The organism is Georgenia faecalis, assembly GCF_003710105.1.
GTDB classification, from domain to species: domain Bacteria; phylum Actinomycetota; class Actinomycetes; order Actinomycetales; family Actinomycetaceae; genus Georgenia_A; species Georgenia_A faecalis.
Genome location: NZ_CP033325.1, coordinates 428,273 through 444,167, shown reverse-complemented (window position 1 = coordinate 444,167; position 15,895 = coordinate 428,273). Strand labels below are relative to the sequence as shown.

Annotated in this window: 9 protein-coding genes; 3 read left to right on the top strand and 6 right to left on the bottom strand. The window is 71.9% G+C overall.

Annotated elements, in window-relative coordinates:
- Positions 1–84 precede the first annotated feature (84 nt).
- The gene (locus tag EBO36_RS01805) at positions 85–1,938 is read right to left on the bottom strand and encodes a DUF4012 domain-containing protein (RefSeq protein ID WP_164471286.1); all 1,854 of its coding nucleotides are present in this window, start codon (positions 1,936–1,938) and stop codon (positions 85–87) included.
- A gap of 388 nt (positions 1,939–2,326) precedes the next feature.
- Between EBO36_RS01805 and EBO36_RS01800 the strand changes: the two genes are divergently transcribed.
- Both EBO36_RS01800 and EBO36_RS01795 read left to right on the top strand, forming a co-directional pair.
- Positions 2,327–5,776, top strand: a complete 3,450-nt coding sequence (locus tag EBO36_RS01800) for a family 78 glycoside hydrolase catalytic domain (RefSeq protein WP_222928749.1) — start codon at positions 2,327–2,329, stop codon at positions 5,774–5,776.
- Positions 5,777–5,902: 126 nt separating this feature from the next.
- Positions 5,903–6,535 (top strand): DEAD/DEAH box helicase family protein, encoded by a 633-nt coding sequence (locus tag EBO36_RS01795; RefSeq protein WP_122823113.1) that lies wholly within the window; start codon positions 5,903–5,905, stop codon positions 6,533–6,535.
- 112 nt (positions 6,536–6,647) lie between these two features.
- Here EBO36_RS01795 and EBO36_RS01790 read toward each other — a convergent pair whose 3' ends face one another.
- The 3 genes from EBO36_RS01790 to EBO36_RS01780 all read right to left on the bottom strand — a co-directional run bounded on the left by EBO36_RS01790 (position 6,648) and on the right by EBO36_RS01780 (position 10,879).
- Positions 6,648–8,999, bottom strand: a complete 2,352-nt coding sequence (locus EBO36_RS01790; RefSeq protein ID WP_164471285.1) for a glycoside hydrolase family 43 protein — start codon at positions 8,997–8,999, stop codon at positions 6,648–6,650.
- A gap of 373 nt (positions 9,000–9,372) precedes the next feature.
- On the bottom strand, positions 9,373–10,518 hold the full coding sequence (locus tag EBO36_RS01785) for a glutathione-independent formaldehyde dehydrogenase (RefSeq protein WP_122823111.1): 1,146 nt from the start codon (positions 10,516–10,518) through the stop codon (positions 9,373–9,375).
- Between the two features lie 70 nt (positions 10,519–10,588).
- Positions 10,589–10,879: a hypothetical protein gene (locus EBO36_RS01780; protein ID WP_164471284.1), complete on the bottom strand. Its 291-nt coding sequence runs from the start codon at positions 10,877–10,879 to the stop codon at positions 10,589–10,591.
- Between the two features lie 71 nt (positions 10,880–10,950).
- Between EBO36_RS01780 and EBO36_RS01775 the strand changes: the two genes are divergently transcribed.
- Complete coding sequence (locus EBO36_RS01775; RefSeq protein ID WP_164471283.1) at positions 10,951–12,549, top strand: SpoIIE family protein phosphatase; 1,599 nt, start codon at positions 10,951–10,953, stop codon at positions 12,547–12,549.
- A gap of 6 nt (positions 12,550–12,555) precedes the next feature.
- Here EBO36_RS01775 and glpK read toward each other — a convergent pair whose 3' ends face one another.
- Positions 12,556–14,070, bottom strand: coding sequence for a glycerol kinase GlpK (glpK, locus tag EBO36_RS01770; RefSeq protein WP_122823108.1), 1,515 nt, complete (start codon positions 14,068–14,070; stop codon positions 12,556–12,558).
- Positions 14,067–15,884 (bottom strand): glycerol-3-phosphate dehydrogenase/oxidase, encoded by a 1,818-nt coding sequence (locus EBO36_RS01765; protein ID WP_122825378.1) that lies wholly within the window; start codon positions 15,882–15,884, stop codon positions 14,067–14,069. Before EBO36_RS01765 ends, glpK begins: the two co-directional genes overlap by 4 nt.
- Between the last annotated feature and the right edge of the window lie 11 nt (positions 15,885–15,895).

Here is a 15,895-nt window from a genome sequence, read left to right as displayed (position 1 = left end):
AGGCCAGCAATAGAACGACGAATCATAAGAAATCTCCCTGGTGAGTCAGAACCGCCCGGTCTGTTCTCGTGATCCTAGCGTTGATCATGAGCACTGGGAACCCGAGGACGTGAACTTTCCGTCCCCTGGACCGGGGGTGAGCCGAAGGTCTACCTCGCCGTCAAGGCCGGGGCCCGTGGTGATGTCGTACTCCGTCGTCACCGTTTCCCCAGGTGAGAGCACAATCCGTCGGGCGGCAACCACCAGGTCGTCGTGGATCTGCGGCAGCACGTCCGGTTCGCCATTACTGGCCCGGACGTCCGTGATGCGCCCACCGGTGGGCGCGTAGACGAGGACGTTGGAGCGCATGCCGCCCGGCTCCACGGCGTCGCCGTTGCCCACGAGCGAGACGGGCAGGTCCGCCGCGCCGGCGGGCGCGTCGTTGCTGAGGGTGACCGCGAGGGTGAGGTCCTGCGAGCCGTCCGGGCGGCACGTGGCCGCGGTGACGGTGGCGTCCATCCGTTGGTAGTACGCCACTTTCGCGCCGCTGAGGTCGTTGAGGTAGACGCCCACCACCGGGGAATCGCCGGCGTGCCCGCGCAGCTCGCCGCTGAGCACGGTGCCGGCGAGCAGCTCCTGCTCCTCCGGGTGCGCGGACCACACGAGCAGGCGCCCCTCCTCCGCGGCGAGGGTCAGCGCCCCCACCGCTGCGACGGGGCTCCCCGCACCCGACATCACGTGGGAAAAGATCGTTCCCGCGGCGGCCTGAAAGAACAGGTTCTGCATGTCCGGGTCAGGAATCTGCAGGTACACGCCGTTGAGCATCATGGCGGCGGCATTCTCCGCGGTCAGCTCGTCCCCGGTGGGCAGCCCCACCGGTCCGGTCGCGGTGAGCAACGACCCCAGGGCCACGGGGTCGACGGAAAAGACGCCGTCGATCTCCGAGCCGTGGCTCTGGCGCCACATCTCCTGGGCAATCTGCGCGCTGCGCGGGAAATCGGGAGTCGCCGTGATGTTTCCGGGATAGCGCCCGATCTGCGTGCCGAAGAGGGACACCTCGGTGGGGGTGAGCTCGACGGCGGGCTCGGGGTAGGACCCGAGGAACCCGGCCGGCCCCTGGTCGACCAGCTCGATGGCGCCCGCGTCGGCGCGCAGATGGACGAACGCACCGGTGAGGCCCCCGGTGCTCCGCGGCTCGGAGTTGTTCTGGACCATGAGCAGGTACTCCCGCGGGCCCTCCGCGCCGAGCATCGGCGGGACGAGCTGCACCGCGCGCGCGGCGGTCTGCGTGAGGGAGCTGACCTCGTCGAGCTGGACCTGGAGGTCCTCCAGCGGCCCGCGCAGACGTTCGTGAACGCCGTCGAGCGACACGGCGTCCATCCGCTCGGCCGCGGCCGCGACGGCGTCGTTGGCCGCCACCACCTGCGGCGCCGCCGCGCTGAGGGCGGCGACGTCGATCCGCCCGTCGACCGGGGCGAGGCTCGCCGGGTTCACCACGGCGGTGACGGCGACGAGGTCGGGCAGCACCCCGGTGGCCAGGTCATCCACCACGACAGCGGCCGCCTGGGCGGCGTCGACGTTGGGGCCGACGACCGGCAGGAGGCCCGCCAGCGTCCAGTGCGGGCCGTGAACGGCGTCGCGGGCCGCGCTGGTGTGCTCCTGGAGCTCCTCCGACGTGGCGGCGGCGACGTCGTTCTCCCCGGCGAGCACCTGTGCCCGGAGCTGGGTCACCTGCGGCATCGCCGCCTGGAGCTCGGCGTAGGCGGTGCGGGCGTCCAGGGCGAGCAGGAGAGCCGCGACCCCGAGGAGGATCACCGCGAGCACGAAACCACCGGCGATGGCGAGCGTCAGGCGGCCCCGCCGCTTGCGCCGGCTGCCCCGGTCTCGTCGGCCCTCACCCCGCCGCTCACGGCGGATGGGCTGCTCGTCGTCGTCCATCATCGGAAACAGAGAAGACACGGGGACATTCCACCACGACGCACCACGGCGCCCCCGAACGATATCGGGGGCGCAGTGGTGGTGCGGATTAATCGGCGGGCGCGCATTACTGGCCGGCGCGCCGGCGGTGCGAGCACCGCGCCGAGGACGAGCGGCAGCAGCGTGCCCAGGGCCGCCGGGACGACGGTCACGCCGGTGGACGGGACCCGGCACCGTCCGGGATGACCCGCGGCTGGTCCTCCGTGAAAGTCCTTGTACGTCCGGTACCGCGGCGGTAGCGTCACGTTCACCGCGCGGCTGTATCGATTCAATATGCCCTACCCGGTGGAGCCGCTACCCCTCCTGGCAGAGAGGCGCAACGATGCGCACACGCTCACGGAAGTTGGTCGCGCTCGTGGTGGGCGCAGCAATGGCGGTCGCGGGAGCCTCCGCGGCGAACGCCGACGCACCGCCCGACGGCGCTTCCCTGTTGGCGACGGACCTCACGGTCGAGCGCCAGAGCGAACCGCTCGGCGTCGACGACGCAGCGCCGCTCTTCGGCTGGGAGGTCACCTCCGACGCCCCCGGTGCCGCCCAGACGGCCTACGAGATCGAGGTGTTCTCGGCCGGCAGCGACGCCCCCGACCTGTGGGACACCGGCAAGGTCGAGTCTCCCCGAAGCTTCGACATCACCTACGGCGGAGCGGACCTCGAGTCACGTGCGGCGTACACGTGGCGCGTGCGCGTGTGGGACGAGGCGGGGGTGGCGTCGCCCTGGAGCGACCCCGCCACCTTCGAGACCGCGTTCCTCGACGACGACGAGTTCGGCGGGGACTGGATCGGCTCGCCTGCGCGGCGGCCCGCGACGACGTTCGCCGGCGCCGGGTGGATCTGGACGGACGGCGGCGGGGCCGGCGGGAACGCCCCGGCCGGCGACCGGTTCTTCCGCGCGACCTTCGACCTCCCCGCCGGGGTGGACATCGTCTCGGCCCAGATCCAGGCGACGGCCGACGACTACTTTGTCCTCTCCGTCAACGGCACCGAGGCGCTGCGGTCGCCGACGTCCGGCGAGGCGTGGCGGACCCCGCGGGTGGCCGACGTCTCCGACCGCCTCACGGCCGGCCGCAACGTCCTGGCCGCGCGGGTGACCAACGGCGCCCAGGGCTTCGCCGGACTCCTCGGCAAGCTTCGGGTCGAGCTCTCGGACGGCCGGGTCGTCGAGATCAACACCGACGCGTCGTGGCGGGCGGCCACCGGGGCGGCCGCGGGGTGGGACCAGCCCGGCTTCGACGACTCCGCCTGGCCCGCCGCCGTCGTCGGCGCCGCCTACGGCGGCGGACCGTGGGGCAGCAACATCAGCGCACCCACCCCGCCGGAGGCGCTGCTGCGCAAGGACTTCACCGTGGCCAAGGAGGTCGCCAAGGCCCGCGCCTACGTCACCGGGCTCGGCTTCTACAAGCTCTACCTCAACGGTGAGCGGGTAGGCGACCACGAGCTCGACCCCGGCTTCACCGTCTACGACGAGACCACCCTCTACTCGGTGTACGACGTCACCGAGGCGCTCCAGGACGGTGAGAACGCGGTCGGCGTGAGCCTCGGCCGCGGGTACTTCGGCCAGACGTTCCCCGACGAGTGGATGAGCTCGCCGTGGCACGACGACACCAAGCTCAAGCTCGAGCTCGCCATCACGTACACGGACGGCACCGTCGAGCGGGTGGTCAGCGACCGCACCTGGACGGCGGGGGCCGGGCCGACGACGTCGGACTCCATGTGGATGGGCGAGAGCTACGACGCGCGCCGCGAGCAGCCCGGCTGGAACACCGCCGGCTTCGACGACGCATCGTGGAACCCGGCCGTGTCCGTGCGGGCGCCAGGCGGGCAGCTCCGCTCGCAGGCGTTCCCGGCCATCAAGGTGACCGAGCCCCTCGAGCGGGTCGCCGTCGCCACCCCGCAGGCCGGTGTCACCGTGCACGACTTCGGCGAGCCCACCGCCGGGTGGGCCGACGTCACCGTCGAGGGCCCCGCGGGCGCGACGGTGACGATCACCTACGGCGAGAAGCTGCGGGCCGACGGCACCGTGGACAACAACGGCGGGTTCTTCAACATCCAGACCTACACCTACACACTCAAGGGCGGGGGCCCGGAGTCCTACCGGCCGAGCTACAGCTACGCGGGGTTCCGCTACATCCAGGTCGCGGCGCCGGCGGGCGTCACCGTCCGGGACGTGGCGGGCATGCGGGTCCACACCGCCGTCGAGCGGACGGGCGGGTTCGCGAGCTCGGACGACCTCCTCAACCGCTACCACGCGGCCCAGGCGAACACCCTCCTCAACAACCTCCACTCGATCCCGACGGACACCCCCATGTACGAGAAGCGCGCCTACGGCGCGGACGCCTTCCTCGGGGCCGACTCCGCCATCGCCGGGTTCGACATGCAGACCTTCTACGACAGCTGGATCCGCTCGCACCGCGACGACCAGAACCCTGACGGCACCCTCGGCAACACGGTGCCGGGAACGGTCGGGGGCAAGCAGGTCAACGACCCGCTCTGGACGTCGAGCTACGTCCTCATGAGCTGGAACCTCTACTGGTACTACGGCGACACCCGCGTGCTCGCCGAGAACTACGAGGGCATGACGCGCTGGATGAACCACTACGACGAGCTGATCTCCGGAACCGGCGGCGTCTACACCGGCTTCAGCTACGGCGACTGGCTCGACCCGACGCCGGGCGGCAACGCCGGCACCCGCCTGCCCGCGACGGCGTACCTCATCAAGACGGCCGGTCACCTGGCCGAGATCGCTGCCGTGCTGGGGCACGAGGAGGACGCCGCGCACTTCGCGGAGATGGCCGACCGGATCACCGAGGCGTTCAACGCGACGTTCTACGACCCCGAGCGCGGCGTCTACGTCGACAACGCAGACGCCGGATACCGCCAGACCGCGAACATCCTGCCGCTGGCCTTCGGGATCGTCCCCGACGACCAGCACGACCGGGTGCTCGCCAACCTCGTCGCCGACGTCGAGGCGCGCGAGGACCACCTCAGCACCGGCGCGATCGGCACGAAGTACCTGCTGCCGGTCCTCACCGAGAACGGGTACGCCGACCTCGCCTACCGGGTCGCGACGAACCCGACCTACCCCGGGTGGGGCTTCTGGTTCGAGGAGCTGGGCGCGACGACGATGTGGGAGGAGTGGGGGGCGAACTCGCGCTCGCTCGACCACGCCTTCCTCGGCACCGTCGACGACTGGCTCTACCAGCACGTCGCGGGCGTGCAGGCGGCGGGACCGGGCTACACCGGCATCCGGATCCAGCCGTTCCCCGCTGGGGGGATGACCACCGCATCGGCACAGGTGGACTCTCCCCTGGGCGACGTCTCCTCCGAGTGGGTCCGCGAGGGGGACCGGTTCACCCTCACCGTGAGCGTCCCCGTCGGCGCCACGGCGGAGGTCTACGTGCCGGTCGCGGACGGCGACGGCGTCAGCGTGACGCCGGTCGCGGTCGCGACCGCGCACGGCGTGGAGGACGGTTACGCCCGGTTCACCGTGCCCTCGGGGACGTACACGTTCGTCGCCGGTCCCGGCGTCGGTACGCCTGAGGGGCCGGAGGTGTCGGTCACGGCGGACACGCGGTGCGTCGTCGGGCGGGTCGTGCAGACGGTGCGGGTGACGAACGAGTCGGACGTGCCGGCGACTGCCGTCATCACGGGCGCCCACGGGTCGAAGACGGTGACCGTGGGTGCGGACCGGTCGACCTCGGCGACGTTCACGACCCGGCTCGGCTCCGTGCCCGCCGGCGAGGTGAGCGTGTCAGCCACCGCGGAGGACCTGCCCGGGACGACGACGGTGACGGCGCCGTACGCGGCGCGCGCCTGCCGGTAGCCGCACGGCCCTGCCGGTAGCCGCACGCACGACGCCGCTCCCACCGTCACGGGTGGGGGCGGCGTCGCCGTCGGGTCCGGCCCGGATGGCACGTCGGTGCCCGCAGGCGTGTGGCAGGGTCGCTCCATGCGGCTCCTTGTCCTCTTCGGTGCTCCCGCCGTCGGGAAGATGACCGTCGGACGCGAGATCGCGGCTCGCAGCGCATTCCGCCTGTTCCACAACCACGCGGTGATCGAGCCTCTCCTGGAGGTGTTCGACTACGGCACGCCGCCGTTCGACCGACTGCTCAGCGCGTGGCGCGCTCAGGTCGTGGAGGAAGCCGCCTCGGTCGGCACGGACCTGTTGCTCACCTTCGTCTGGGGGCTCGAGCTGCAGGCCGACGCCGACGAGCTGGCCGCGTACATCCGCCCGTATGTCGAGAAGAACGCCGACGTGGCGTTCGTTGAGCTCGCCGCGGATCTCAACACGCGGCTGCAGCGAAACCGGACCGAGCTGCGCCTGGCGGAGAAGCGGTCCAAGCGGGACGTGACGTGGTCCGACGCCAACGTCCGCGAGATGGAACGCTTCATCATGAACACCGGTCCTGAGGCCACTCCCGGCGCTCCCCTACCGGGCGCCCTGCTCCTCACCCAGCACCGGCACCTGCGCCTCGACAACAGCCGGCTCACCCCTCACGAGGCGGCCGCTCGAATCCTCGCCTGGCTGGACGGGGGAACCCCCGCGAGCGGCTCGGCCGTCCCCGCCCCACCGGCCCGCTGACCACCGGCGTCGGCAGACGCGCGGCGGCGCGCGCCTGCCGGTAACCGCACACAACGACAGATGCCGGCGACGAGGGTGACCCCGCCGCCGGCATCCGTGTGATCGGCTGGAGCTACCTCCTGCAGTTCGCCGCGGGGTAGTCCTCGGTGAGGGTCTGCGTGACCCGCTCGCCGTCGACCATCGCGCTGACGGTCAGCTCGAGCTCGCCCGCCGGGTAGCTCACCGCCCGGGTCGTGAAGGCGTGAGTGGCGTCCCGGCCGGCCCCGATGGCCGTGAAGGACCTCGTGCCGAAGCTGGACGAGAGTTCGACGTCGACGGGAACCTCGCTCTCGTTCCCGAGGCGGACGGTGAGCACCGCCTTGCCGACCACGCAGCGCATGGCGACATCGGCCGTCACGTCGAGGCCCGTGCCCTCCACCACCGTGGTCACCGTCGTCTCGTTACCCGCGCGGTCGGTGGCCACGACGGTCACCGTCCGGTCGGTGGCCGAGGCGGGCAGGGTCACCGTGGGCGCACAGTCCGCCCACGCCCCGTCCTCCACGCGGTACTCGCACGACGCCAGGCCCGAGTTCTCGGCCGCGCCCGCCGGCAACGGGTCCGTCGCCGAGACCGTGAGCACCGACCCGTCGACCGAGGCGTCCACGGTCGGCGCTGTCGTATCGAGCTTGTAGGCCACGTCGGTGGTCCACAGCATGACCGCGTCCCCGCCCAGGGAGGCGTCCCGGTACTCGAGCTGAGCCCAGTTCGTCCCCTCGACCGCGTTCACCGGCAGCGTCATGCCCTGGGTGATCCCGGACCTGATGACGTCGGGCGAGACGGTCCGAGGTCCGCCGTTGTGCCCCTCGACCAGCCGCAGCCACGCCGGCGCCAGGCCGGTGCCGTTGAAGTCGGTCCAGTCGACCTTGAGCTCGGGCACCTCGTTGACCCAGGTGTCCTCGTCGACGGCGTCACCGTCCTGCGTGACGATCGAGGCCTCCACGTGGACCGGGGAGTTGTAGTGGCTCATCACGGTCTCCCACTCCTCGAGCGTGACCGGGAGTACCGACCCGTGGCGCGGGCTCACCGGCAGCGACCAGTACGGCGACGTCGTCGACTGCGCCGTGCAGTTGCTCGACAGGCCCGTGGTGTTGCACCAGGACTGGCCCAGGTACTCCCACTCGTTCGGCGGCTTCTCCATGGAGTCCGAGCGCCAGGCCACGTACCCGCCGCCCGAGGCGTAGTCGATGAACACGTAGTACATGTCCTCGACGTTGTCCTTGAACACGAGCGGGCCCTCGAGGTTCCCGCCGTTGAGGCCCGGGATCTGCCACTTGCTCGAGCCGTTGGGGTTGCCGACCATCGTCCACCCGTTGGGGTTCTCCGTCAGCGGGGTGATCGGGTTCCGGTTCACCACGTACGGCTGGGTGTCCTCCGGACCCCACGTGTCGTAGAGGTCCTCCCACGAGTCGATCGACTGCAGCAGCACCCGGAACCCGTTCTCGTCCTTGGTGAGGCGGTAGATCTTGCCGTCCGCCTCGATCATCGTCGAGTCGATCATGCCCCAGCCCTGCCGGCCGGTGGACCGGTCGAGGTTGATCCAGCTGGTCGGCTCGGTGAACGTCACGAAGTCCCGGGTCATCGCGATCCGGACGCGGTTGTAGGAGATCTGCGAGGTGTTGCGGTTGGCGACGTCGGTGTCCGGGTAGAGGTTCGACGACCAGAACACGATGTACTGACCCAGGTTGGGGTCGTAGAAGGCCTCCGGCGCCCATACGTTGCCGGCGTGCTCGTCCTCGACCTCGACGAACCGGGGCTCGGACCAGTTCACCAGGTCGTCGGACTCGTAGACCACGAGGTTGCGCGACCCGCGCGACTGCCGGTACGACCACGACTGGCCGTCCTGGTAGGTCTTGAGGTCCGTGGCCAGGAGGTAGAAGCGGTCGCCGTCCGCGGACCGGATGAGCGAGGGGTCGCGCAGACCCGTCGTCCCGCGGGGCGGGGTCACGTTCTGGAGGATCGGGTCGGAGACGGACGTCCCCTCGTCGTAGTTGGTCTCGTACCAGTTGAACGGGTCGTTGCCCTTGGACGCGCTGAGCCAGATCTGCTCACCGTTCCGGCCGCCGTCGTCCCCGCCGTGGAACGAGGCGAACAGGTAGCGCTCGTAGACCTGCTCCTCGGGCATCGGCGTCACCGTGACGTCGTACTCGCACGTCGCGACCGCGCCGTTGAGGGTCGCCGTCGCCGTCAGCGTGACGTTCGCCGCGGCCGCGCCGTTCGCCGGACGAGTCACCACGCCCGACGTCGCGATGACGTCCGGTGCGCTCGACGCCCAGGAGAGGGTCGAGCCCCACTCCCGGCCGACGGTCGGCAGCGTGAGGTTCCCGCGCACGTCGGTGACGTCCGCCTGGATCGCCGAGGTGCACTCCGTCTGCGCCCGCTCGGCGTCCGTGGGCTCGGCCGCTACCTGGACCGGAAGCTGGGCCACGGCCGGCGACGCTGCCAGCATCCCCACGGACAGCGCACCGGCTATCCCGGCGGCGAGGAGGCGAGCCGAGGCTCTGCTCCGGGATCGTCCTCTCCTCGACGAGGGTGGTGTCGAGAGTGTCGACATTGCATGCTCCTTTGCTCTGCGTGTTCTCCAGGTGAAAACCGATCCGCACTGACCAGATGTCTCACGTGATGCACAGAAAACCGTCAGTTCACGGCGTCGTCCGCGACGCATGTGAGCGGTAACTGTTAGCGCTCACTCTAGAGCGCAGAGGGGCGTGCTGTCTTGGCGCGGAGGCGACGAACGCCGCCCCCGCCCAGGAGGGCGGAGGCGGCGTCGTCGGCGGTCGGCGGTGCTGGCGCGGCAGCGCCTACGCGGCGCTGCCGGGGTGGAGAAGGACCTTCGTCCAGCCGTCCTCGCGCTTGTCAAAGCGGTCGTAGGCCTCGACGGCGGAGTCGAGACCGAGCTCGTGGGAGACGATGAACGACGGCGTGGCCCGCCCGGCGATGATGAGGTCGCGCAGCTCGCGGTTGTACGCCTTCACCGGGCACTGCCCGCCGGCGATGCTGATCGCCTTGGTGAACGCCTGGCCGTAGTTGAAGGCGATCCGCCCTTCCTTGGCCTGCTCCGTCGCCGCGCCGGGGTCCTCCGGCATGTACACGCCGACGACGCCGATGTGGCCCGTCGCCCGCACGACGGCGACGAGGTTGTCGAGCACCATCTCGGGGTGCTCCTCGCCGCTGGGGTCGTGGGCCTGGTAGCCCACCGCCTCGACGCCGCAGTCGACGCCGAACCCCTGCGTCGCGTCCATGATCACCTCGGCCGGGTCGACCTGGGAGAAGTCAACGGCGGTGGCGCCGATCTCCTCGGCCAGGCGCAGACGGTCCGGCTCCTTGTCGACGACGAAGACGCGGGCGGCGCCGCGCAGCATGGCGCTGTAGGCGGCCATGAGCCCGACCGGGCCGGCCCCGAACACCGCGACGGTCTTGCCCGGGCCCACCTTGGCGAGCTCCGTGCCGTGGTACCCGGTGGGGAAGATGTCGGAGAGCATCGTGAAGTCGGCCTCGTGCTCGGTGCCCTGGGGCAGCGTGAGCAGGTTGAAGTCCGCCCACGGCACGCGCAGGTACTCGGCCTGGCCGCCCCAGTAGGGGCCCATCGCGGGGTAGCCGTAGCCGGCCCCCGGCTGGCCGGAGGGGTTGGCGCGCAGGCACGCGGAGGTGAAGCCGTCGTTGCAGTTGCGGCACGTGCCGCACGCGAGGTTGAACGGCACCGAGACGCGGTCGCCGACCTTGATGCGGTCGACGCCCGGGCCGACCTCCTCGACGATCCCCATGTTCTCGTGTCCGAGCACCATGCCGGCGTCGAGCTCCGCGCGGCCCTCGTAGGGGTGCAGGTCCGACCCGCAGATGTTCGCGGTGGTGATCCGGATGATCGCGTCCAGCGGTTCCACGATCGTGGGCGTGGGCACCTCCTCCACGGCGAGCTCGAACGGACCCTTGAACACGACAGCCTTCATGCGGAGCTCCTCTGTTGTCCTGCGAACTGTCCACGCTAGGTCGGGCTCGCCGCGGGCGCCTCTCAGGGGACTACCGGACGGGGACCCAGCGGTTGCCGTGGCGGGAGGTCAGCTCGGGCAGCCCCACGTGCGCGAGCGCCTCGACGGCCCCGTGGACGGCCCGCGCGGCGAGGTGCGCGTCGACGTCGTCCGCGGCGGTGAACCGCACGACGATCCGGGCGCGCCCGCCCCGCAGCTCGACGTCGCGCGCCTCGACGGTCGTCAGTGCCGCGGCCGCGTCCGCCCCCGCGGGCAGGACGGTCTCCGGCGTGGTGCCCGCGCGCAGCGCGCCGACCTCGATGCGCACGCGGTAGGACGGCACAGCTCTCCCTCTCCTGCGACGTGCTGGTCTTCGGGTCGCGCTTGGTCATCAACCTAGGGAAGTATCCCTACGTGACCGATCAGCAGAGCGAGGCCGCCCCGGACATCGCGGACCGGCGCAACGCGGACGCCGAACGGCGCTACCGGGCCGCCCGCGACGTGGTCCTGGAGCTGCAGGAGGTGCTGCTCCCTCCCGCCCTACCGGTGCTGCCCGGGGCGAGCGTGTCCGCGCGATACCTGGTGGCCTCGCACGACCAGGCGGCCGGGGGGGACTGGTTCGACGCCGTCGCGCTGGACGACGGTCGGCTGGCCCTGGTGGTCGGGGACGTCGTCGGGCACGGTGTGGCGGCCTCGGCGACGATGGGCCAGCTGCGTGCGGTGCTCGACGTGGCGCTCCTCGAGACCGGCGACCTGGCTGAGTCGCTGGCCCAGGCGGACCGCATGGCGGAAAGGACACCGGCGCTGCGGGCCGCCACCGTGTGCGCCGGCGTGCTGGACCCGACCAGCGGGGCCCTGGAGTACAGCACGTGCGGGCACCCGCCCCCGCTCCTCGTCGCCGCGGACGGCAGCACCCGGTACCTCGCGGCGACCGGCGGAGCGCCGCTGGGCACCGGGTCACCGCCGACGGTCGCCACCGAGCAGCTCGGCCCCGGGGACGTACTGCTGTTCTACAGCGACGGCCTCATCGAACGGCCGGGCCAGCCGATCGACGCGGGACTGGCCACGTTGGCGCAGGTCGCCGCCGATGCGGTGACCAGCGCGGTCCCGCCGGGCGGCGCGCCGACGTCGGTCGCGGACCGGGTGACGCGGCAGTGCATGGAGCAGCTCACCCGCAACGGGTACGACGACGACGTCACGGTGCTCACCGTGCAGCGCCGGGCGACGCCCGTCGAGACGCTGCGCCGAGAGGTGCCCGCCCACCCGCACGTGCTCGGCGAGACGCGGGCGGCGCTGCGGGACTGGCTGGCGCCGCTCGGGCCCGCGCCCGAGGACCTCAGGGCGATCGAGATCGCGGTGACCGAGCTGGTCGGCAACGCCGTCCAGCACGCCTACCGGCCGGGTGAGCCCGGCGAGGTGCGGGTGCACGCCGAGCTGGGCACGGACGGGGTGCTCGACGTGTCGGTGGCGGATGACGGCCGCTGGCGCGCCCCGGGACCGGCACCGGCCGACGTCGGCGGGCGCGGGCTGTGGATCGCCGGGCACGTCGTCGACGAGCTGACCGTCGAGCACGAACAGTCCAACGATGACGGCGCCTCCCGTGAACGGCTCGGCAGAACCGTGGTGAGGGTCCGGCAGAGAATGCGCCATCCCGCGGTGCTCGCTTCCGAGCCCACTCACCATGAGCCTAAGATGCCCGTGATGGAGTTCTCCGCAACGCTTGACGAAGGCCCGCCCCGGACGCTGCACGTCTTGGGATCGGTCGACATCACCACCGTCACCGAGCTCGCCCGCAGCCTGGAGAGCGCCAGCCGAGGCGGCATGCACCCCCTCGTGGTCGACCTCACCGACGTCTACATGCTGGGCAGCGCCGGCGTCCGGGCCCTCTTCGGCGCCCGCGACCAGCACGCCACCCACGACCAGCCCCTCACCATCATGGCCACGCCCGACAGCGTGGCCGCCCAGGTCCTCGACCTCGTCGGCCTCGGTTACGTCGCCGCCGTGCCGGAGTAGCGGCCCTCAGTCGACGTCGTCGTCCACCCAGTCGAACGTGCGCGTGACGGCCTTCTTCCACGAGCGGTACAGCCGGTCGCGCTCGGCCGGGTCCATCCCGGGCTCCCAGCGCCGGTCCTCGGACCAGTTGTCCGCCACCGCCTCCTGCCCGGACCAGAAGCCGACGGCGATCCCGGCGGCGTAGGCCGCGCCGAGCGCCGTCGTCTCCGCCACCGCGGGCCGGACCACCGGGACGCCGAGCATGTCCGCCTGGAACTGCATGAGGAGGTCGTTGGCGACCATCCCGCCGTCGACCCGCAGCTCGGTGAGGTCCACGCCGGAGTCGGCGTTCATCGCGTCGACCACCTCCCGGGACTGGAACGCCGTCGCCTCGAGGACGGCGCGGGCGATGTGACCGCGGTTGACGAACCGCGTGAGGCCCACGACGGCGCCGCGCGCGTCGGGACGCCAGTACGGGGCGAACAGCCCGGAGAACGCCGGCACGACGTACGCCCCGCCGTTGTCGGGGACCGACGCGGCGAGCGCCTCCACCTCGGAGGCGGAGGAGATCATCCCCAGGTTGTCCCGCAGCCACTGCACGAGGGACCCGGTGACGGCGATGGACCCCTCGAGGCAGTATGTCTGGGGCGCGTCGCCGATCTTGTAGCCCACCGTGGTGATGAGGCCGTTGCGGGACATCACCGGCTCCGTGCCGGTGTTGAGCAGGAGAAAGTTGCCCGTGCCGTAGGTGTTCTTCGCGGTGCCCACCTCGAAGCACGCCTGCCCGAACGTCGCCGCCTGCTGGTCGCCGAGGATGCTCGCGATCGGCACCCCGGGGAGCATCCCGCGCTCGCGGCCCTTGCCGTAGACCTCTGCGGAGGAGCGGATCTCGGGCAGCATCGACAGCGGGATCCCCATCTCCGCCGCGATGTCCTCGTTCCACGTGAGGGTGTCAATGTTCATGAGCATCGTCCGCGAGGCGTTGGTGACGTCGGTGACGTGCACGCCGCCGTCGGGCCCGCCGGTCATGTTCCACAGCAGCCAGCTGTCCGTCGTGCCGACGAGGAGGTCGCCGGCCTCGGCGCGCTCGCGGGCGCCGTCGACGTTGTCGAGGATCCAGCGGGCCTTGGGGCCGGCGAAGTAGGTCGCCAGCGGCAGGCCGGTGCGCTCCCGGTACCGGTCCCGCCCCTGAGAGCCCGCGAGCGCGTCGACGATCTTCTGGGTGCGGGTGTCCTGCCAGACGATCGCGTTGTAGACCGGCTCGCCGGTGGTGCGGTCCCACACCACCGTGGTCTCGCGCTGGTTGGTGATGCCGACGGCGGCGATGTTGCGGTGGTTGAGGTTGGCGCGGGTGAGCGCGAGGGCGACGACGTCGCGGGTGTTGCGCCAGATCTCCTCCGGGTCGTGCTCCACCCAGCCCGCCCGCGGCAGGATCTGCTCGTGCTCCTCCTGCCCGGAGGACACGACCGACCCCGAGTGGTCGAAGACGATCGCGCGCGTGCTCGTCGTGCCCTGGTCGATGGCGAGGACGTAGTCGGTCACGGGTGTCCCTTCGTGGTGTGCGCCCAGGACGGCGTCTTTGCCTCATCCACCGCCTGGTCGGTGGTCGGCCCCTCGGCCGGGCTCTGCCCCGCCGGGGTGAGGGGCCGGAGCGGGACGAGGTCGGGCGCGCGGAGCCGGGCACGCTCGGCGGCGGCGTCGGTCGTCTCCTCCTCGGCCGCGCGGATCGCCTCCACGCGGGCGCGGTAGGCGGCGACCTCCTCCGCCGTGCGTGCCGGGTCCCATCCCAGCAGGGGTGCGACGATCTCGCTCACCTCGTCCACCGCCGCCAGCCCGCGGTCGCGGGTCTCGTCGTCGAGCCGGACCCGGTGGCGCAGGACGTCCTCGAGGTGGAGCGCGCCCTCGTGGGTGACGGCGAAGGCGACCTCGGCGCGCAGGTACTCCGGCGCGTGGGCGAGGGGCCGGGCCAGGGACGGGTCGCCGTCGACCATGGCGAGGACCGTGTCGATCTCCGCGCCGTAGCGCCGCAGCAGGTGGGTGACCCGGTCCTCGGTCCAGCTGTGGCGGCGGGCGATCCGGGCGCGCCGGCGCTCGGCGGACCGGTAGCCCTCGGCCCCCACGAGCGGGACGGAGGCGGTGATGGACGGGACCGCCCGGGCGCGCGACCGCCCGAGGACGAAGTCGACGGCGTCCTCGGCCATCACCCGGTAGGTGGTGAGCTTGCCGCCGGCGATGACCGCCAGGCCCGGCGCCGCCTCGGTGATGGTGTGCTCGCGGGACACCTTGGTCGAGGTGGTCCGCCCGCCCTTGGTGCCGGGCTGGAGCAGCGGGCGCAGCCCCGCCCACGTGCCGACGACGTCGTCGCGGGTGAGCGGCTCCTCGAGGACGGAGTTGGCGTGGGAGAGGACGTAGTCGATGTCCGCACGGGTGGGCACCGGGTGCTGGGGGCCCTCGTGCCACGCCGTGTCGGTGGTCCCGATGATCCAGAACCGCTCCCACGGGATGACGAAGAGCACCGACTTCTCCGTCCGGACGAACAGGCCGGCCTCGCCCTGGATCCGCTCCCGCGGGACGACGACGTGGATGCCCTTGGAGGCGAGGACCTGCAGGCCCTGGCCCGTCCCGGCGAGCGCCTGGGTCTCCTCGGTCCACACCCCGGTGGCGTTGATGACGTGGCGGGCGCGGACCTCGCGGGTGACGCCCTCCTCGAGGTCGGTGACGCGCGCCCCGACGACCCGCCCGCCGGCGTCCTGGAGCAGGTCGGTCACCTGGGCGCGGCTGGCGGCGAGGGCCCCGTGCCCGACGGCGGTGCGCACCAGGGCGAGGACGAGGCGGGCGTCGTCCACCCGGGCGTCGTAGAAGCGGATCGCCCCGACGAGGGAGTCCGCCTTGAGCGAGGGCACGAGGGCCTTGGCCCCGGACCGGGAGTAGTGCTTCTGCACGGGGACGGACCGACCCCGTGACCCGATGATCGAGAGGGCGTCGTACAGGCCGACGCCGAGGGCGCTGTAGGCCCGCTCGAGGACGGGCGTCTTGAGCGGCCACAGGAACGGCTGGGCCTGGACCAGGTGCGGCGCGGTCCGGGTGAGCAGCGTCCCTCGCTCCTTGAGCGCCTCGGCGACCAGCGGGATGTCGAGCTGGTAGAGGTAGCGCAGGCCGCCGTGGACCAGCCGGCTCGACCGGCTCGACGTCCCGGCGGCCCAGTCCTGCGCCTCGACGACGGCGGTGCGCAGCCCGCGGGTGACGGCGTCGAGCGCGATGCCGGCACCCGTCACTCCCCCGCCCACGACGAGGACGTCGAGGCCCTCGTCGTCGGCCATGGCCTCGAGCGCAGCGCGCCTCGTCTGCGCCGTCATCGCGGTGCTCA